General features: G+C 59.5%; 20 protein-coding genes and 1 tRNA gene. 19 read left to right on the top strand and 2 right to left on the bottom strand.

Going from position 1 to position 19,798, the window contains the following annotated elements; genetic code table 11:
• Positions 1–35: 35 nt before the first annotated feature.
• The 6 genes from ACTU46_RS15000 (at position 36) to ACTU46_RS15025 (ending at position 2,664) form a co-directional block, all read left to right on the top strand.
• Positions 36–446 carry a hypothetical protein gene (locus ACTU46_RS15000; protein WP_443383318.1) on the top strand — a complete coding sequence of 137 codons (411 nt, stop codon included), beginning with the start codon at positions 36–38 and terminating at the stop codon, positions 444–446.
• Positions 434–796, top strand: a complete 363-nt coding sequence (locus ACTU46_RS15005) for a hypothetical protein (protein WP_443383320.1) — start codon at positions 434–436, stop codon at positions 794–796. Before ACTU46_RS15000 ends, ACTU46_RS15005 begins: the two co-directional genes overlap by 13 nt.
• Positions 797–808: 12 nt before the next feature.
• Positions 809–1,135 (top strand): hypothetical protein, encoded by a 327-nt coding sequence (locus ACTU46_RS15010; protein WP_443383323.1) that lies wholly within the window; start codon positions 809–811, stop codon positions 1,133–1,135.
• A complete protein-coding gene (locus ACTU46_RS15015) occupies positions 1,132–1,563 on the top strand; it encodes a phage tail terminator protein (protein WP_443383326.1) in 432 nt (143 codons plus the stop codon). Before ACTU46_RS15010 ends, ACTU46_RS15015 begins: the two co-directional genes overlap by 4 nt.
• A 9-nt stretch (positions 1,564–1,572) precedes the next feature.
• A complete protein-coding gene (locus ACTU46_RS15020) occupies positions 1,573–2,109 on the top strand; it encodes a phage tail tube protein (protein ID WP_443383328.1) in 537 nt (178 codons plus the stop codon).
• A 111-nt stretch (positions 2,110–2,220) separates the two neighbouring features.
• Entirely contained in the window at positions 2,221–2,664 is a 444-nt protein-coding gene (locus tag ACTU46_RS15025; RefSeq protein WP_443383330.1) for a DUF7426 family protein, read from the top strand.
• Positions 2,665–2,717: 53 nt separating this feature from the next.
• Here ACTU46_RS15025 and ACTU46_RS15030 read toward each other — a convergent pair whose 3' ends face one another.
• The gene (locus ACTU46_RS15030) at positions 2,718–2,987 is read right to left on the bottom strand and encodes a hypothetical protein (protein WP_443383333.1); all 270 of its coding nucleotides are present in this window, start codon (positions 2,985–2,987) and stop codon (positions 2,718–2,720) included.
• A gap of 23 nt (positions 2,988–3,010) precedes the next feature.
• Here ACTU46_RS15030 and ACTU46_RS15035 point away from each other — a divergent pair, with 23 nt between their 5' ends.
• The 13 genes from ACTU46_RS15035 (at position 3,011) to ACTU46_RS15095 (ending at position 19,073) form a co-directional block, all read left to right on the top strand.
• Positions 3,011–8,356 carry a tape measure protein gene (locus ACTU46_RS15035; RefSeq protein WP_443383336.1) on the top strand — a complete coding sequence of 1,782 codons (5,346 nt, stop codon included), beginning with the start codon at positions 3,011–3,013 and terminating at the stop codon, positions 8,354–8,356.
• The gene (locus ACTU46_RS15040; RefSeq protein WP_443383339.1) at positions 8,356–9,198 is read left to right on the top strand and encodes a hypothetical protein; all 843 of its coding nucleotides are present in this window, start codon (positions 8,356–8,358) and stop codon (positions 9,196–9,198) included. Before ACTU46_RS15035 ends, ACTU46_RS15040 begins: the two co-directional genes overlap by 1 nt.
• Before the next feature lie 17 nt (positions 9,199–9,215).
• The gene (locus ACTU46_RS15045) at positions 9,216–10,673 is read left to right on the top strand and encodes a Gp37-like protein (RefSeq protein WP_443383341.1); all 1,458 of its coding nucleotides are present in this window, start codon (positions 9,216–9,218) and stop codon (positions 10,671–10,673) included.
• A 109-nt stretch (positions 10,674–10,782) separates the two neighbouring features.
• The gene (locus ACTU46_RS15050) at positions 10,783–12,111 is read left to right on the top strand and encodes a peptidoglycan DD-metalloendopeptidase family protein (protein ID WP_443383343.1); all 1,329 of its coding nucleotides are present in this window, start codon (positions 10,783–10,785) and stop codon (positions 12,109–12,111) included.
• Positions 12,111–12,359 (top strand): Acb2/Tad1 domain-containing protein, encoded by a 249-nt coding sequence (locus ACTU46_RS15055; protein WP_443383345.1) that lies wholly within the window; start codon positions 12,111–12,113, stop codon positions 12,357–12,359. Before ACTU46_RS15050 ends, ACTU46_RS15055 begins: the two co-directional genes overlap by 1 nt.
• Complete coding sequence (locus tag ACTU46_RS15060) at positions 12,359–12,739, top strand: hypothetical protein (protein ID WP_443383346.1); 381 nt, start codon at positions 12,359–12,361, stop codon at positions 12,737–12,739. Before ACTU46_RS15055 ends, ACTU46_RS15060 begins: the two co-directional genes overlap by 1 nt.
• A 65-nt stretch (positions 12,740–12,804) precedes the next feature.
• Positions 12,805–13,209, top strand: a complete 405-nt coding sequence (locus ACTU46_RS15065; protein ID WP_443383368.1) for a hypothetical protein — start codon at positions 12,805–12,807, stop codon at positions 13,207–13,209.
• Positions 13,209–13,667 (top strand): hypothetical protein, encoded by a 459-nt coding sequence (locus tag ACTU46_RS15070; RefSeq protein ID WP_443383349.1) that lies wholly within the window; start codon positions 13,209–13,211, stop codon positions 13,665–13,667. Before ACTU46_RS15065 ends, ACTU46_RS15070 begins: the two co-directional genes overlap by 1 nt.
• A 155-nt stretch (positions 13,668–13,822) precedes the next feature.
• The gene (locus ACTU46_RS15075; protein WP_443383351.1) at positions 13,823–14,887 is read left to right on the top strand and encodes a phage tail protein; all 1,065 of its coding nucleotides are present in this window, start codon (positions 13,823–13,825) and stop codon (positions 14,885–14,887) included.
• A gap of 410 nt (positions 14,888–15,297) precedes the next feature.
• Positions 15,298–17,415 (top strand): hypothetical protein, encoded by a 2,118-nt coding sequence (locus ACTU46_RS15080; protein WP_443383353.1) that lies wholly within the window; start codon positions 15,298–15,300, stop codon positions 17,413–17,415.
• 52 nt (positions 17,416–17,467) lie between these two features.
• The gene (locus tag ACTU46_RS15085) at positions 17,468–17,827 is read left to right on the top strand and encodes a hypothetical protein (protein WP_443383356.1); all 360 of its coding nucleotides are present in this window, start codon (positions 17,468–17,470) and stop codon (positions 17,825–17,827) included.
• Positions 17,828–18,254: 427 nt separating this feature from the next.
• A complete protein-coding gene (locus ACTU46_RS15090) occupies positions 18,255–18,509 on the top strand; it encodes a hypothetical protein (protein ID WP_443383357.1) in 255 nt (84 codons plus the stop codon).
• Positions 18,510–18,560: 51 nt separating this feature from the next.
• On the top strand, positions 18,561–19,073 hold the full coding sequence (locus ACTU46_RS15095) for a hypothetical protein (protein ID WP_443383360.1): 513 nt from the start codon (positions 18,561–18,563) through the stop codon (positions 19,071–19,073).
• 615 nt (positions 19,074–19,688) lie between these two features.
• Here ACTU46_RS15095 and ACTU46_RS15100 read toward each other — a convergent pair.
• Positions 19,689–19,759 (bottom strand) — tRNA-Gly (locus ACTU46_RS15100).
• Positions 19,760–19,798 lie beyond the last annotated feature (39 nt).

Consider the following 19,798-nt stretch of genomic DNA (forward strand, 5'->3'; position numbering starts at 1 on the left):
CTTGGGGTGGGGGCCTTTCCTATTAGAAAGACATTGTGATGCGAGTATTCGCTGATGAAAACAAGCTAGCCGAGTACATGCGGGACCTTCCGGAGGATGCTGCACAGTGGCTCATTCGCGCCAGCGCCCTGGTATCCAAGGCCACTCGATCTGCGCTCTATGACACTGATCCAGCGGGCATGCCCACCGATCCCGAGGTGATCGAAGCGATGGCCGTCGCAACATGCTTGCAAGTCGCGGAGTGGCAAGGCGCAGGATTGAACCCAGTTGCGGGTGTCGCTGGGCAGGAGCAGAAAGTAGCGTCATCTTCCCTTGACGGCGCATCCGTGACCCTCACTCAAGTGTCGGAGGGTTTAGTCACTGTGACGCTCACTGAACTGTGTGACCTGTCGCAAACCGTGCTGGATGATGCGGGACTTTCGGGGTGGCAACCATGGGCACGATAAACATGGGTGATCTTCTCGGCATGTGGTTCACCCACCCTATTGAGATCCGCCGCGCCGGTGGCCACAACGCGGTTGAACCCGGCTACGGGGAAGTTATCGAGGACACCCCGGACCTACCAGCACTTGAGATCACTCACGCCCGGATCGTGGACAAAGTACACGTCATCTCCGATGAACTGGTATCCACCGCCCGTGTGCATGTTCCCGCTGAGACGCTACGTGTCCCCATTGAATCGTTGGTGACTCTCCCCCCGGCTTTCGATGACCGCGAACTCCGGGTAATCGCCACTGAACGGCATTCCGGTGGCGGACTCCCTGTCCCTGACTACTACACAATCCACCTGGGGTGATTATCCATGGGCGTGAAGCTCACATTCAACGACAACTTTGGTGACCGGATCAAACGCGGCGCGAACCTCGGAGCGAGAGACGGCGCAGCACAAGTACTCGGCACATCCAACGACAAAGCCCCCTTGGAGACCGGTGTGTTGCGGGCATCCGGGAAAGTCAGCACCGATGGCAAGGGCACCGCTGCGGTGTCATACAACACCCCCTACGCAGCGAAACAGCATGAGGAAGTCGGCTACCACCACACCGATGGTGAGGCGAAGTACCTGGAAAATGCGATGCGTGATGAAGCGGAGAACGTGAAACGGATCATCGCTGAGCGGGTTCGGAGGATGATGTGACCCACACTTCCGGGATGATCCTAGCCCCGCTTGGGGAGCATTTGGCAGCGGTCGCGGGCTGCTCATGGTCCACAAACGCTAACTACCGATCCACTGATCCGTGGCCGATCTTCGTGGGCCGCATTCCCCCATCAGATCAGATCAAGAATGCCATTGCGATCAACATCTACCGAGATGACAGATCACGCGACAACGCCAGCCCGGATGTGTTTGTGCAAATCCGCATCCGGGGCACCGTCAACCCATTCGTAGCAGCGGAAAAGGCCGAACAACTCTTCCAGTTGCTGCACGATAAGACACATTTCCATCTCGCCAACCGAACACGTGTTCTACTGTGCCAACGAGTGGTAACTGTCGCTCAAGATCCGGACGAAAACGGTCGTTCGCATTCGGTGGACAGCTACCAATTCACCCTGAATCCTAGCTAGGAGAATTACATGGTTGCCGCAAAGCCCGGTCCCAACAGTCTGACTTCCACTCTGGCGCGTGACAACGCCCTCCAAGTCCGTGTCATTGGCGCTGTCCCCGGCGAGTGGACCTATGTCCGCGGCTGCACCCAGATCGCCCCGGTGTTTACCGGTGAGATGCAGGATGACTCCGACCTCGATGGCGAGGGTTTCGCGTCGAACATTGCGACTGGCCTGACCTACACCATTTCGGCTGCTGGCCTGCGCAAGGGCGAAGGCGAAGGCGAGTCATTCGCTGCTGATCCGGGCCAGGAGATCATCCGCCTGGCGGGTACTCAGACCGGTTACGCGAACGTTATCGAGGGCCGCACCTGGCGAACCGATAGCACTGGCGAGGCCTACGAAGCCAACTTCTCTGTGGAGTTCGCTACCGAAGCGGGCGACCGTGTCGCCCTGGACTCCTGGACCGCAACCCTCACCTCTCGTGGTAAGCCGCAGCGCATCGAGATCCCGGCAACCGATGTTGGCGAGTCCGTGCCGTTCGGTGAGACCATCCCGGCTGGCTGAACTCAACCGCTGCCAGATTACTGGCCTGAGTACTGAAATTGTGGCCCCGATCCCCACTGTCGGGGCGGGGCCACACCCATATCTTCAACCAATTTAAAAGGATGAATTTCTGTGCGTGACCTGCGCGAGTTCCACGACCCACACCTGCACCTCCCCATTGCCGGCAAAACCTACACCGTGAAGTCCCCCAACGCCGAGTTTGGGCTACGGATCAAGAGTCACGTCATCAACGGCGGCACTCAGCTGGAAGAGATGCAGATCATCGCAGAACTCATCGGCGCTGACTACGACGCAGAAACCGACACCATGAGCGGTGGCCTGTGGGATGAGATGAACCAGGATGGGGTGGCGCTGAAAGAAATCATCCACGTCGGCAACACCGCAGTCTCCCACTTCGGCGTGTCCCCGGAATTCGGTGAAATCTGGTGGGAAACCAAGCTGGGAAAAGAACACCTCCCGCTGGTCCCGGAAGCGGCGGCGCAGTGGGCGAAGGAACGGGTCACCCAGAAGGTGAAGGAAATGTTTCCGGACATGCCGGAGAAGACCACCTCCTAGACGGCCCCTACGGCAAGTATGACCCCCGGCCTGGTGCTTACGGTCCCGATGACTTAGGTGGCGGACCCTACATCGAAGAGCTGGGAATCCGTGAGTGGTACGACAATCCCCGCGCCCAATCCCTCAGCCCCGCGCAGTCGCATGTGTCGTGGGCGGACATCCTCAACGCCTGGCCCGACATCGAAGCCGACCTGCACGACACCTTCGGGATTGATGTGGAATCCGGGATTCTCCACCAACGCACCTGGCGGTGGCTGAACCTCCGCATCCTCGACCTCATTAACCAGCCCAGCCGTTTGCGCCGCGCACTGAATCTCACGCACGAAACCACCAAGTAGGAGAACCCATGTCTGATCTTGACCTCGGCACACTGTCAGCCAAAATTGAGGTAGATACCCGTGGCGTATCCGCCGCGCTGGGCGGCGTAAAGCGTGACCTCACCGATGTCAAAAAGGACATGGAGAAGGTCGATAAGCAGAAGATCGCCCCCAAGGCTGACACGTCCGAGATCGAGAAGACCGGGAAGTCCGCCGAGGATGCAGGCAAGAAGCTAGACGATGTTGGCAAGAAGACCGTCAAGCCAAAGTCCGACACCGGTGATCTGGACAAGGCGAAGTCCTCTGCCGAGCAACTGGACACCAAGCTTGGCGAGGTAGACGGCAAGCAGGTCCGCCCTGATGTGGACAAAGCCCCGATTGAGGAAGCTACTGAATCCACCAATGGGCTGATTGATTCCCTTGGCAAGGTGTCCTCCAACGTCATCAAATGGAGTGGGCTGGCGGCGGGTGGCGCGGTTATTGGTGGTGTCGGCACCGCCATCGCTAAGGGTTTCTCACGCCTGGATAATATTGATCAGGCCACCGCGAAGCTGGATGCTTTGGGCAACTCTGGTTCCGATATTCGCGTCATCATGGACAACGCCCTCGCATCAGTGTCCGGCACCGCGTTTGGTATCGGTGAAGCCGCAGGCACCGCCGCAACAATGGTCGCATCCGGCATCGCCCCCGGCGAACAACTCCAAGGCGTACTCCAAGGTGTCGCTGACTCCGCTGCCATCGGCGGGGCCACCATGGAAGAAATGGGCCTGATCTGGGGCAAAGCAGCCGCCAAGGGCAAGATCGACGGTGAGATTGTCGCCCAACTCCTTGAGCGTCAACTCCCGATCTATGAGATTCTGTCCCAGAAGACCGGGGAGTCCGCAGCTGACATCTCGAAGATGGTGTCTGACGGCAAGATTGATTTCGAGACCTTCTCCGAGGCGATGAATGATTACGTCGGTGGCGGTGCAGTCCGCATGGGTGAGACTGTCGGCGGCGCGATGGATAACTTCGGGGCTGCCCTTGGGCGTGGCGGTGCCGCGATCCTTGAGTCTGGGTTCGAGTCCCTGCCGACTGTCCTGTCTGCTGGCACATCTGCCGTAGACGATCTGACCGCCCGCGTGTCCCCTTTGGCGGCGGAGTGGGGCGGGAAACTCGCACCCCACCTTGAGAAGTTCGCCAACGACTTGGGGCCAAACGTAGCAGCTGGCCTGGGCATGATCTCCGATGGTGCCGGAATCCTCGCACCCCTGGTGGGCAACGTGGCAGATGCCGCAACCTCCATCCCGTGGCAGGTCTGGGCCGGTGGCATCACCGCCGTGGTATCCCAGCAGCGAGGATGGACCACCGCACTCTCAGACGGAACCGGCAAACTCAAGGAAAACCTGTCCACCCTGGGTGGCGGATTCATGAGTGCCATGTCCAAGGCCAAGGGGGCATACGCCGATGGTCGCGTAGGACTTGATAGTGTCGCCGCCGGTCACCGGCTGGCAGCAGGCGCGGCGCAACAGAACGCGGTTGGCTCTCGGGACGCTTTCACAACGATTGACTACATGGGGCAGCAAGCCAGCCGAAGCTTCATGGCATCCACCGCCACGATGGGAGCATCGGCAAAGGGCCTCGCATCCGGTGGCATCAGTGTCCTCGGATCAGCCATGGGCGGAGTATCCCGAGCAGCAGGCGGAATGGTCACCGCACTAGGTGGCCCATGGGGGCTGGCAATCATGGGTGCCACCACCCTGATCGGCTACCTCGCTACTGAGCATTTCAAGGCGAAGAAGGCCGAAGAGGAGCATGCCGCGCAGCAGCGTGACCTCATGGGGTCGCTGGATGGGACCACTGGCAGTATCACCGCGCAGACGAAGGCGATGCAGGAGAAGACCGCCACCGAGAACGGTTGGATCGATACTGCCAACCAAATCGGCGTGTCCTCCCAGATTGTCACTGATTCTATGAATGGAAATCAGGATGCCATGGGTAGGGTCACCGCTGCGGTGGAAGCCCACTCCACGAAGGCTGTCGAGGGGACAGAACTTTGGGCTAAGTGGGGTGACACCCTCGGGAGTGTGGGCATCACCGCATCCGACATGGCGGGCCGATTCAATGGCAGCGCTGAGGCCACTGATCGTGTCACCAAGGGTATGCAGGAGCTGAACCGGCAAGACCCGGATACTCTAGCTGGCTGGACCCAGGATGCCGCATCGGCACGAGATGAACTGCAAGAACTCACCGGGGGAATGTGGGAACTTGCGGATGGTGTGACTTCTAGCGCCAAGGCCACGGAGGAAGCGCAGGAGCAGTTTAAGTCCAACCAGATTGCGAACCTGGGGGCTGAGGCTGAGCGCACTGCGGGGGCTTTGGAGCTGGTGGGCGACACGATCACCTCGATGCCGGATGAGAAGACCATCATCGTGGATTCTCTCGCACCGAATGTGGCGGAGGATGTTCGGGCACTGGGTGGTGAGATCAACCGGCTAGAGGACGGCACAGTGGAGATCCACTTCCCTGATGGATTGTCGCTGGTGCAGATGGTGCAGTCCATCGGCGCTGAGATGAAGATGCTGGAAGACGGCAGCATCAGCATTGATGACAACACCGAAGAGGTCAAGACCCGGATGCTGGATCTGGGATTGGCTGTCCGGGATGAAATCACCGGCGAGGTGAAGCTCAAGGACAACTATGCCGAAGTCATGGGCAAGCAGGTCGAACTCGGGGCGGCTGTCCACGATGAACTGACCGGCAATGTTTGGGTAAATGACAACGTAGGTGAAGTGCTCGCAGGGCTGGATGCCCTCGATGTAGCGGCGCGTGAGATCCCGGCGGGTGAAGTTCGGATCACTGCGGACACCCCGGAAGCTCGCGCCGAGATCGAAGCCCTTGGCGGTGAAGTGGTCACCCTGCCTGGCGGGCATATTGCGATCACGAACACCACTGATGAGAACCTGGCGCAGCTGCAAGAAGTGGGCATCACCACGACGAATCTTCCGCCGGGTTGGATCGAGATCACCGACACCAGCGATGAGAACATGAAGCGCCTGGGCACTCTCGGGGTCACGACCACGACACTGCCTGACGGCAAGGTGGTCATCACCGATAACGCTACAGAGACTTCTAGCCGGATTAAGCGGATCTTGTCTCCTGAACTGATTAATACGGTGTCGGAGCACACGGTGAATATCGTGCGCAACATCAAGGACATCTTCACCAGCGGAAATAGCGAAGGCAACGTTTATTCCGAGGTCAAGGCATTCGCTGATGGTGGTGTGGATCGTGCGGTGGAGCGTCGCCGCCGCAGCACCCATGAGCCTGCCCACACTGCACACATCGCACCAGCAGGCAGCTACCGGGTGTTTGCCGAGTCGGAAACCGGTGGTGAGGCATATATCCCGTTGGCCCCGTCGAAGCGTGACCGGTCTGAGAAGATCCTCGCCAACGTGGCATCCCGATTCGGTTACACCCTCAACGGTGAAGACGGAGAAGTTAGGGCCTTCGCCAACGGCGGTGTCACTGACAGCATCATCGGCCTGGTGGGCCGCCACTTCCCCGAGTTGAAAGTCACCTCCGTTGACCGCCCCGGGGAAAACAATCACCACGGGTGGGGCGAGGCTGTCGATTTCTCCAACGGCACCGACACCACCAAGGAAATGCAGGCACTCTCCACGTGGTTCTACACCCTCTACAAGAGCCAACTTGCCGAGCTGATCCACTACCCGCTCAATGGGTGGAAGAACATCAAGAACGGCCAGGATTTCGAATTCGGCCCTGCACTCAATGCCCAGCACCGCAACCATGTTCACGTCGCCGCCCGGAAGCCGTTGCGTGATCCTCTGCCGATAGATTTGGAGGGCATCCCTGATTTCGCATCCCTCGAAACCACTGGCACCGCTGGCACTGCCATGTCGGTCCGCACCCCGGAAACCGCATCAGAACTACTGCGCAGCACCGATGGCGAATACGAATATGACCCCGAAGCCGAGGAGCGTGAACTGCATGGCGGGTCCGGCACACTCATCCGAGACGGGTCTTTCCTTGAACTGATGGCCGCGATCTACTCCAAGCAGACCGGCACCCCCATGGACGATGACATCGTGTCCTGGGGTCAGGTCATCGGCTTGCACTCCAAGATCGCGGAAAAGACCGCTGAGCAGCGAGCCAAGGACGCGGAGAAGAACCGCAAGGACACCGAGAAGAAGTTGGAGTCCCTGGATAAGACTCGCGACAAGCTTTCCGATAAGAAGCTGGATCTCCCCGAGGCGGAGGAGGATCTGCGGATCAAGCGGATGAAGCGGGACGAAACCTACAACAAGAAGGACAAGGACGGGAAGCTTACTGCCACCGAAACGCAGAAGGCTAGTGCGGATCAGACCGTGGAAAAGGCTGAACGCAAGGTGGCTGAGCTTAAGGCTGAGATCGCGGAGATGGAAGCCGAGGTGGAGGAACTGTCCCTCTATGAGGGGCTACTCTCTCCGACCACCGGGATTGGTGGCACCTCGGGGAATAAGAATGCTGATGCGATTATTCGTGAGGGTAAGCGCCGGGGCATCTCCAACCGGGGTATCCAGATTGCGTTGGCTACGGCTCTGGTGGAGTCGGAGATGAAGATGTACGCGAACCATGCGGACCCGGCCAGCTTGAGTTTCCCGCATGATGCTGTCGGCTCTGACCACGATTCTGTGGGCTTGTTTCAGCAGCGGGCCAACGGGGCATGGGGCACGACCGCTGACCGTATGGACCCGGCGAAGTCTGCGGGAATGTTTTACGACAAGCTGGATGACGCTGATTATAACAGCGGCGATCCGGGGGCGCACGCACAAAGAGTGCAGGTCAGCGCGTTTCCGGGACGTTACAACACCCGCATGTCCGAAGCCGCCGACCTTCTGGGCAAATACAGTTCCAACGCGAACGTTTCGATCACCCCAATGGCTGATGGTGGCATCCTCACTGGCCTGAACCGCCAAGCACAGATCCAAGACGGCTCATCTGCCGTCCTATGGGCCGAAGCTGGGGAAGAAGCCTACATCCCCCTGTCCAGTGGCAAGCAGGCACGGTCCCGCGATATTTGGCTGGAAACCGGAAAGCGACTCGGCATTGATGTGCTGTCACTCATGAACCTACTTGGCAGTGGAATTGCTGGCCTGCCTGAGGGTGACCTCTCGGGGTTCAACACCGGCGGTTCACTCTCGGCTGAGCGGCTGGGAATCAACATGGATGCCGCGAAATACCGGGGCCGGTCCGCCGTGGACGGGGCTGTGCAGAATGCGGTGGGCGCACAGTTCTATGGGCCGGTGTCGATCAACGATCCACAACAGTGGACCAAGAATCAACTCATGGACGCGGAGAAACTACTAGGCCAGGCAATGAAGGGAATGCGATAATGCGGAAAGACATCTTCCGGTTCTTCCTCATCGGGGCAGACAAACAAACACGAATCCCATTCGGATCACCGGGGTGCCCGGTCCGACTCGCAGCCACCCCAACCGGACTCCAAGGTGCGCCTTTCACCCATGATTGGCAGCAGGTTGTTGGGCGTGATGGCGGGATCTACCGTGGCACCACCGATGAGCGGGGCGTGATCAGTCTTCGGGTCTGGGTGGCCGATCCGACTAGTAGCCATGCGGCGCGTCGTGCTCACGCAAAATGGCGCGAAGCATTGGGGCGGGGTAAAGACACCTGCCGACTCTACGTAGTGTCCGAGGAGTCCGGGTACTGGTGGATCGACGCACGCCTAGACAGCGTGTCCGAAGCACAGCATTGGGGAACCCCAGGCCGCGTGGGGGAGGTTGGGGAGACCGTAAATTTCACCACCGACCGATCCTTCTGGGAGCGTTTCGAGGAGATCCGCAACTACAACCGCGATAACTGCCATCTCGCCAGTCTGCACAACTTGGGGGATCAGGCGGCGTGGCTGCGGTGGTCCGTCACCGGTGGTCATGGTGGCGTGACGATTGGCACCCCTGGTGATGAGGTCACCCTCCCAGCACGCACCAGTTTGGAGCCGGGGTTTGTGATCGACACAGATGCATCATGGCCCACTATCCAGTCCACCACCGGCGAAGACCTCCAATCACAGTTGCCGGAAGCCTACTGGGATAAGCCGTTGCCGCCACGCCCGGTGACGGGGCATGCTCCCACACCGTTGATCATCCGGCCTGTGAATCCATCCCCGGATTTTAAAATTGAGGTCGCTTACCACCCGAGAACGGAAGCAGCATGGTAATCCATGATCCCCAGTCCATGAATCCGCTGAATCTGCGGGTGTGGAACAACGAGTACACGGACTACCGGCGACTCCCCGGATACACATCTTTGGAACTCCATCAGACGATGGGTATCCAGCCCGCCACGGGGGTACTGACGATGCCGGGGGATCACCCGATGGCGCAGCGGCTCATGCAGGCATCTGACTTTGAGACCGTGCCGGTCACCGCTGAACATAATGGCTGGTTTTGGACGGGGAAAGTCGATGACTATGTGAATGAGGGCACCCCGGATAACCCGGTGTTGACCTGCACACTTGTCGATGACAAGGACCAGCTCAAGCATTTGCGCGGTTTCCCGAGCACTCGGATGCCGTTGGAAGTTCAGGGCAAAGCAGACACCAAAGACGGGCCAGTCTGCACCGTCGTGTCCGATTTCATCGCGGAAAACATGGCCCGCGCCGAACTCGACGGCTACATCATCCTCCCACCAAAGGATGACAAGTCACCCCAGGTGACAGTCCAATCCAAAATGACCAGCCTCACAGACCTACTCACTGATGTGGTGCAGCAATATGACATTGTGTGCGAAGTGCGGATGTGGTGGCCGGGCCAGCCGTTCCCCGAGGGAAAGATGATCCCCATGGTGGGCGGCACCTCAGTTGAACGGTTCCACCAGATCACCAAAGCCCACTTGGATGAAGCATTCAACCCAGATGGTCCACCGATTGAGGAACCCACTAAGCCGGGCCTGCTGGTGCATATCCGTGAAGCACGGGACCGTTCCTACATCCGCTGGTCTTCCGATCAGGCCGGTGTGCAACATTTCCGCATGTCCGGCAAAGCCCCCGGCGGAGTCACCCAAATCGCCGGTGGCAAGTCGGATGACTGGATCAATGAAGGCCTAGACATTGGCATTGACCTGGCAGTTCAGGGAATCCTCACCGGACTGGGGTCTTCTGTCGGCCCTATTGGGGCTATCGGCGGGGCCATCGTCGGGGACTGGCTAGCAGACGAAGCGCAAGACACGTTGTTTGCGTACCAGTCCCGGACGGACACTCGCAGAAAGGTTGCGATGGGCCCGTTCCACCGGCGTGAAGGATTCACCAGCTCATCCGCCGGGGCATTCACCTTTGACACCAATGCGATTGTGATGCGGGCGCTCAAAGAAGCGAGTGGTGGCAGGGCTGTGGAAATGACCGTGACAGACGGCATCGCCAACGTCCTCGGAAATGACTGGGCCGACCCTACATCCGGGCGCATCAAGCATGGCTACCGGCCCGGTGACCGCAACCGATTCCGAGATCACCTCGCAGACCGCGAAATCGTGGACATCATCAGCGGCGTGAAAGTCACCGACGCGGTAGGCCAGCGGGTTGCGATTGAACCGATCATCGGGGCCACCCACAACGTGGTCAGCCCTTACGCGGAGATCGTGGGGAAAATGGGCCGCTTGTTCTCCATCACCGAAGCGATCAACATGTCCGGCGGATAATCCTGCCAACCCGTTTTTATTTTACGGTGACCCCTGAACAACGCGCCTCAAGTGTGATAGTGGGCGCGACACAAAAAGGGGTGGCAGACACATGGCTAGACAATGGCCTATGACACGGGAGAGTTACACGCTCACCAGCGGCTTCGGCCCACGATGGGGGTCTCATCACTCGGGCCTGGATTTCGGCGCGGCGGACGGCACCCCGTTCTACGCATGCGCCGGAGGAACCGTGACCCACATCGGGGCCGCATCCGGCTACGGCCAGTGGATCGTCCTCGACCACCCCACCAGTGAAGGCGGCGGGGCCAGCGAGTACGGCCACATGTGGAACGCCTTTGCCACCGGCCTTTCTGTAGGCGACTGGGTAGATGCCGGGCAACTGCTTGGCTACGTCGGTAGTAACGGCCAGTCCACCGGCCCACACCTGCACCTCACCGTCTGGCAATACGGCTACGGCGGCACCCGCATCGACCCCGAAGACTGGCTACAAGATGCGCCCCACCCTGGCGAAACATCCACACCCGCGACTTTCACCGGACCGATCTTTGGCGTGGATATTTCCAACTGGCAAAACGGTATCCTCGCGGAACTCATCGGAGCCGAGGGTTTCCGATTCTGCATCATCAAGGCCACCGAGGGCACATGGCGTGACCCGATCCTGCATTCCCACCTTGCGGATGTTCGGAAGAACAGCTCCATGCACGTCGGTGCCTACGTTTACGTTCGCCACGACGTGACCCCCCAGGCGCACGCCGACACCCTGCACGATCACCTAGGGGACACCAGCGTTCCGATTGCCATGGACATTGAGAACGGGTCTGGCAGTAGCGTCGCCCATTTCAAGAATATTCGGGAGGCCATCGAGGCCAAGGGCTACCGAGTCATTCTGACTTACCTGCCGAACTGGTACTGGAAACAGATCGGCAAGCCCAACCTGACTGGCCTGCCCCCACTGTGGACCAGTCGCTACCCCGACATGAACAGCGGAGTGGCAAGCGTCATCTACTCCCGAGCCGGAGATAAAGGCTGGGACGGATACGGCGGTCTAGACGTAGCTGTTTGGCAGTTCACCAGCACCGCCATGGTTGCCGGCCAACTCATTGACGCTAACGCATTCCGGGGCAGCGTAGGCGAACTACACGAACTTTTCACCGGCGAATCACACGAAGATGGAGAACTCACTGTGTCTCAGGCAGACCGCATTATTCAGGAACTCAAGGACTACATCGACGTTCGGGTGACCGGGCCGATTGGCTCCGATGTGAAGGACATCCGCCAGCAGCTCACCGGCGGGCGCAACGCTGGCGAGTATCCGGGGTGGCCGCAGAACGGGAAGAACGCGGAGGGCAATGACCTCTCCACCAATGATGCGGTGGCCGCTACCCGCCAGGACATCGCGGAACTACGCAACGTCATCGAATCCAAGGAGAAGAAGTAATGATCGGAAACACCGAGATCGAGAACCGCTTTGGCTTCCATAAGGCCACCATCGAGGGTGATAACGCGACTCTCCCGAAGCACCGTGATGTGCGTATCGAGTTCCGTGAGTTCGCGGAATTCCTAGACAACATCCTGCCTGATGGCCGCGCCAAGTCAGTCGCGTTCACCGAGTTGGAAAACGCCTCTATGTGGGCACACAAGGCCATCGCCGAGACCGCACCTGCCGTGCATGAGGAGAAGAAGTAATGGCTAAGCATATTTCGGTTGCTGACCTGCTGGACAACCCTATCGCTGACGCGGTGCAGGAAGCAGGCGTTGCAGCCATCCATGATCAGGGTTGGTTTGCCCGCCGGAAGAACAGTCTCACCGCCGCCGCACAAGTTGTCCTGCAAATCCTCAACCTGCTGATCTTCACCATGGGTGACGTGCACTGGGGAATCACCCTGGGTGTCGCCATCGTGATCGGTGTTGCCGAGGTGATTGTGCATGCGTCTAGCCGTGGCCCCGTCACTCCGTCTGGTATCGCCGCGATCCAGCTTAAGGCCGCACAGATCAGCCGCACCCCGGCACCGGTGGTTGGTTCTTCCCTGCCAGTCTTCACCGGCCCGACTTCGGCAGGACGATAGGTATGGGTGCCCGGTTGTGGCTCAGGCGTGGCGACTGGGCGCCAGGACTCCAACCAGATTTGTCGATGGTGGCGATGTGGGCGTTTTGCATCGAAGCACTCATCCGAGGAATCGACTACTTCACCGGCGACCGCACAGACGTAACCCAATCCCTCACCGTCGTTGAAGCCGCCCTACCCATCCAAGCATGGGGAGCACTCCTCATCACCGGGTCTGTGACCTTTCTCTTCGGGATTGTCCGCCGCCGACACGGCCCCATCATCACCGGCTCAGTCCTCCTCATGGCCGTCTACGGGGCACTCGCAGCAGGAATGGCAATCGCCATGGTAGGACGCGGCTGGCCATGGGACGGATACCGAACCCCGTTGATGTTCGTTGTCATCGCAATCCTGTTCGGACTTTATGCTTTCTCCACCTATCTCAAACGGTCCGCATGGATTGCCGAGCAGCGCATGAGTGGTGAGGGCTAATGGCAGAACTCACCACCATCATCCCCGAAGGGTGGGGCGGCTCCCTCATCCTCATCATCCTCGCACTGACCCTCGGCCCATGGGCGGTCTTCTCCAAGGATCATTCCGATAAGTGGTGGGCACTCGGGAGGGTCACCCGGTGGATTCGTAACCGGAAGATCCGCGAAATCGAAGACAACTCCAAGTTGGCGGATGCCACCATCCAAGGCCACCGCGATGACCGCGCCAGATGGATGCAACAAATGGAAGACATGCGAGACGAGATGGAGGGCGACCGCAGCCGATTCCGTGACGAGATCAAACAAATCACCGCCGAAGCCTCAGAGTTCTGGGAATTTATCACGTTCATAGCTGCGAAACGCCGGGAGCTGGACCTGATGGCGATCCGGCATGGATGGGACCCGCCGCCGGAGAAGTGGCCCTCGTTCGATGAATGGAAACAGGAACGCCGCAAATAGCAGATCCCCACACCATGACGGTGCGGGGATCTTTGCATCTGCTGAACAACGCACTCATCAGGGTTCAATGCGGTTATTGGGCAGAATCCTGCCAACCGCCGTCGGTGATTCAATACACGAAAACACCACCCCCCCTGAAACCCTGAGGTTGATGAATGGCTGACACGTACGATTCGCTGGTCAAGAACGTCCGACTGCGTTGGATCGATACTGAAGACGCGCTTGCCACTCAGCGCGCCATCATCGAGATCACCCCAGAGGCTGCCTATCTCGAACTCCCTCGGGGATTGCGCGGGGAAAAAGGCGAAAAGGGCGACCCAGCTAGCCCCATTGAGTGGCGATACATGATCACCGACCCCTCGCAACTGCCCACTGACCTGACCCAGTATGACCAGGGCGCAGCGTTCCCCGACACGGTAAGTAAGTCCTTGTTCGTGTGGGACGGCGCGGATTTTTTCGAAATTCCTTCGTTCATCGGTTTGCGTGGTGAGCGGGGTGCTACGCCGGAGATCCAGATCGGCAGTGTCACGATGGGCGGCACGGCCCTGGTGTCGGTGAATCAGGCATCGTCCACTGAGGATCGTGTCGTTTTGGACATGCAGTTGCCGCAGGGGCCGCGTGGGCCGCAGGGTGAGGTGGGTCCGCCGGGTGATTCTTCTGAGCTGGTCAACGCCCCGGATTATGATAATACGCAGCCGCCGCGTGTGGGTGACGCTGTGACATGGAATGGGACGCATTGGGCACCCCGGACGGTGATGTCGCCGGTGGGGCCATGGGTGATGGGGCCGCAGAACTTCACCCCTCATAATGTGGGTGTTATTGAGTCCGGTGGTGTGTCTGAGCGCCTGCTGGGAACCCTGACTATTCCGCCGTTGCCGTTCGAGTATCACCCCGTGTGCCTTGGCGGTCACCTCAGGTTCGACTTCCCTATGGGTGTGAAATTCGATGTGGATGTCCGACTCGGGGACGCATCCACCGGCCCGCGCATTGGTGCTGGCTGGGGGCAGGTTTACCAGGACATTGAGAATGACGTGACCATCGTTGTGCCTTGGGTTAATGGTGCTGTCACCCCGGAACTCCCGTCGATGACCGTGCCGGCGAACACCACGGTGCAGATTCATGTGGTGGCGCGTAAGTCGAAGGGCGGGATTGGTGGTTGGGAGTTCACCACCGAGGATGCGTCTATTAGCTTCATGGCTATGCCGGTGGTGACTCTGTGACCACCCCAGACCCGGTAGACCCGGTGCCAGAGTTTCCGCCGGAGGTTCCACTGCGGAATGGTCGCCCGTGGGGAATCCGCGCAGACCTCTATAAGGGGTTGAACGATAATCTGATCTCCCAGACCTCTGCTACTGATCTGATTGATTTCCACATGGGTGAAGCATGGGGCGCAGTAGGCGAAGCTCAGGAGTGGACGCGGCAGGCTAGTGCACATTCTGAGCAGTCGTTTATTCATTCACAGGCCAGCTATGGGCATTCGGAGGCGAGTCTCGCCGCGTCGGCTTTGTCACACGCCTCATCGGAAATCTCCCAAGGCCACTCTGTCACGGCTGGTGAGCACTCGACAGCAGCGTCGGGCCACTCCACCACGGCTGCGGGGCATTCGTCTACCGCTTGGGATCATTCGCAGGTGGCTGCTGGGCATGCCTCTACCGCTGATGCGGCATCGGCAGCGGCTGACCTCGCATCTACGGCGGCTGCGGGGTTTTCCACGGAGTCTCATGCCGCTTCGGAGATCTCCCGGGGGCATAGTACTACGGCTAGTCAGCATTCGCAGGCGGCGGCTGGGCATTCCGACACCGCCGGGCAGTACTCGGCATCGGCTAAGACGTTTTCAGAGACCGCTGGGCAGCATTCCACGGTGGCTGCGGGGCATAGCACCACGGCAGAGGGGCACTCCACGGTGGCTGCTGGGCATAGTGCCACGGCGGGCCAGCACTCCACTGTCGCGGCGGGGCACGCTTCGGATGCTGATGCAGCATCGGCAGCGGCGGATCTCGCATCTACGGCGGCATCCGGATTCTCCACTACCGCGTGGGACTGGTCCGAATCTGCTCGCGGATTCTCGGTGGAAGCTAGTGGCTACACGGCAGCGGCATCAGGCTTTTCGGACACTGCCGCCGGTCACACGGCGGATGCTTCGGGATTTTCCACGGCTGCAAATAATGCGTCGTTGGCATCAAAGGGATTTTCAGAGGATGCCGAGGAATGGCGCAGGCTAGCAGAGGAAGCCCGGCGATTGGCTGAGGTGGCCCGTGGGGCTGCCGAGACGGAACGCCGGGACGCGGAACTGGCGCGTGACCGGGCGGAGACCGCGAGGTCCGGAGCCGAGACAGATCGACAGCTAGCCGAAGAAGCCCGAGATCAGGCTGAAACCTCACGGGCCACTGCCGAGCGTGCACGCCGCGCAGCAATGGGCGGCTACGCGGCTGCGGAAGCAGCTAGGGCGATGGCTGAGCAGTCCCGCGCATTGGCCGAGGGTGAACGGCAACTAGCCGAGGGCGAACGAGCCTTGGCAGAGACCGCAAGGTCCGGGGCGGAGACAGCCCGGTCCGGGGCGGAAACTGCCCGCGACTCTGCGGAGACCTCTAGATCCAATGCGGAGGGAGAGCGCTCTCTCGCAGAGACAGCCAGGTCAGAAGCCGAGGGGTTCCGGGATGACGCGGAGAGTAAGCGGTCTGATGCGGAAACCTCTCGTGCCGCCGCTGAGCGGGCGCGTCGTGCCGCAATGGGTGGCTACGCAGCAGCCGAAGCGGCCCGCGCCATGGCCGAGCAATCACGTGCCGCTGCGGAGGGTGAACGACAACTAGCAGAATCAGAACGCTCTCTCGCGGAGACCGCACGCTCGCAGGCCGAGGGGTTTCGTGATGAAGCTGAGGACAAACGCGCTCTCGCGGAAACCGAAAGGTCTAACGCGGAGAAAGCCCGCGAAGAGGCCGAAGCCGCCCGTATGGAAGCTGACATCTCACGCACCGAAGCTTCTACTTCCGCTGTTGCCGCAGCACAGGCAGCGGTGGATGCTGTTGAGGAATCCCTCAAGTCCGCGAACCAGACTCGCACTGGGCAGGTCGCAGCGTCAAACAGTGATGACTACATCACGGTCACTGCCAGTCAGGGTAACCTTACTGTGTCTGCTAGGCCGGGGTGGATCGGGAAACTCACAATTTCAGCGCAACGGAAAACGGGTCTCCTGACTGGCACTGATGGCAACTATTTCATGGAGTGGCAGGATAAGACGGTATCGTCTTCCGCTAGGTCATGGACCCTTTCCGGCAATGGTACAACCGGTCACTATTTGTCAGCACTGGTGCAGTACACGATCACCCCGGGCATTCCCCGGAATTCTTACACCACCAGGAATCAGAACACTAACCCGATCCCCACCCCTGGGCAGAGCAATTGGGTCACGCTGCATACGCACACCGTGCAGAGTAAAGCCCGCGCAGCTCACCACATCTCCCTGGAAGTCGGCTGGGATGCAGCGAACTTCCACCACGCTTACGGCATCCGGATACTGCGCAAGCGGGGAACCACCACCACTGAGCTAAGGATTGTCGGACCGCACACCGGTGTTGGCCCCATCTCGTTTCTGGGTGATGGATACCGGAAGCAGTGGATCGGACAGTTCGAAACCTCCCTTCAATCTGGTGATCAGATCCTGTTCGAAGCCCGGGCTGATAGTCACCTGACGGGTGCGCGGGGGATCAGGGACATGCTGTCGCGGGTGAACTGGGTGGATGAGCCGTGATCTCGCCAACAACCCTGATGCCCCATTATGTTCATGACGATTGGAGTCAGCCGTGGAATCTTGCCTAGTAACACAAACGATCTACGCATACCTCACGGATGCGGATGATGTGGACCGCGACCCAGATAAGCATGCGGCACAGGGAAACATCCGACTAGAACCAATCATCCCCAAAGGGGAAACCCTGAACGTAGGCGGGGAGACCATTGCGTTGGCCCCGCATGATGCCCGCATCCAAAACGGCCAAATCATGCACCGAGGACAAGTGGGTTTGCGCATCCCCCACCATGAGGGTGTCCGCTGGAAAGCAACCTACACCGCAATGCAAGCCAACGGCTGGTCATTCACCATGAAACCCAAAGAGTTCACCACCACCCCCGGCGGCACCACCAACCTAGGAGCAACACCATGATCAGAACAAACACCCCCATCGCGGCGGTGGTCGCATGACCACGCCGTCACCATTCTCTTTAGCCGTGGTCCCCATTGCAGGATCGACCTCTCCTCAGGTTCCTGTAAACCAGCAAAACGGCATGGGGTCCAATATCAAGCTGACTCCCGGGGTATCCATCGTCACCGCAGCATGGGCAGGGCCGGAATCCATCGAAATTCGGTACAGCCCAGACGGAGTGGCCACTCAATATCCGCTCACTATCCCCGCGAGAGCAGGAGGAGGGTACCGGACTGGGACTGCCAGCATCGGAGTCCCCGGGGTGGATGGGTACCTGTACTTCCGTATGTATCCAGAACCATCCACATCTACCCTCAACCAAAAACTGACAGCCGCACTGACTATCGTTCCGATGTCTACATATACCGAATAGAAAGAAGCCGCAACCATGACGTTCGATTATCCCCAATGGGTCGAAGGCCTTAAGCGGATTCCTGAGTATCAGATGATGGATTGTTTCCGTGATCTGCGTGAGGAGATGAAACGCAGGGAAGCCGCGCCTGCTGTGGCTGCGGGACAAGCCGCTCTACTCGAAGCGTTGCGCGAGACCGGCCAGTTGGCCCCGGATGCGATCATCCCCACCATCCCCCTCATCCCAGCAGAACCCGTAACGAGCGAAGGCGAAAGCCCCCAGCCGCAATAACCGGGGGCGCTCTGGCTGAACTTTTCGGGTCAACATGAGAAGCTGTTTCTCATGCAAATCACACGAAAGATTATGGCCGGGGCCATCACCGCAGCACTCGCACTATCCGGCACCGGCATGGCCGCCGCGCAATCATCATTCTCAAGCAGCAAAGACACACCAGTTCAGCCCATGCCACAGCCGGAGCCACAGCCCGAAGACCCCGAGACCCCCGAGGTTCCGGGCGAAGAAGCCCCAGACAGCCCTCTCCATGGAGAGGCCCGCGCAGACCTCATCGCGGCTATCGCCGGACACTACGAACGACTCGGATACGCAATCGACCCGGCCCCGACCGCTATTGCCCAAAAGATAGCTGATGCCCGCGACATCGGCATTACCAACATCGACGAAATAGTGGACACACCGGGGAGGTACTCCATCGAAACCTACGGCAACAGTCAGATCCAGGCAGTCGCAGACGTGTACAACTCGAACCCGAACACCATCGAATACCATGGCCTGCCCATCGGCGTAGCTATCGCCGGCAACGATACAGAAACCCTTATCGTCACCTACATGCCCTAACTGGTCAGTCGCTGGGGAACTTTCTTGCCACGTATTCTTCCCACCAGGTTTCGCCAAACCACGTTTTCGATGACAGGAAGAATCCCTGCTGTCTGGCATAGCTTTCGCTGATTAGCTCACGGGTGGGGATCTGGTAAATGCTCCCATCCGAATGATCTTCTGCGCAGTCCGCGCAAAGGGTCACCCATGTGTACGGGTGGAACCCGAGACGTGAGAATGTGTCCGGCTCATTGTCTCGGGTGAGATCCTTGACGGCGTGAATGTCGATGCAGACAGCGCCCGTGTCGGTAGCGTCGGAGCCGCATTGTAGGCATGAGTGTTTGACTGGGTTCATGTAGTTGATGCTAGCTCTCGTAGCTATGACCTGTCACTACTTTACAACGTCTTGATAACGCTCCGTGCTGGCGGTGCGGCCCTGTGCCGTTCGCCCCCAGATGGGTACACCCACCATCCTGGCACGATACGCAGGCTGGCCACCACAAATAGCCAATCCACCCCACTTTTAACCCCACCAGGCAAATCTTCCCGCACCAAAAACCACGCACATGGCAGAAAAGTCCCCGAATAGGCACAAGCCCATTCGGGGACTAAACTATGCAAACGAGCACGTCACAGAGGCCCCGGCGGGAATCGAACCCGCGCCAGAAGCTTGGAAAGCTCCAGTTCTACCATTAAACTACGAGGCCATACAAACAGCCAATAGACCAGCTTGGAAGGCTGAGGTA

This window comes from Corynebacterium sp. A21 (assembly GCF_052266655.1).
Lineage (GTDB): Bacteria > Actinomycetota > Actinomycetes > Mycobacteriales > Mycobacteriaceae > Corynebacterium.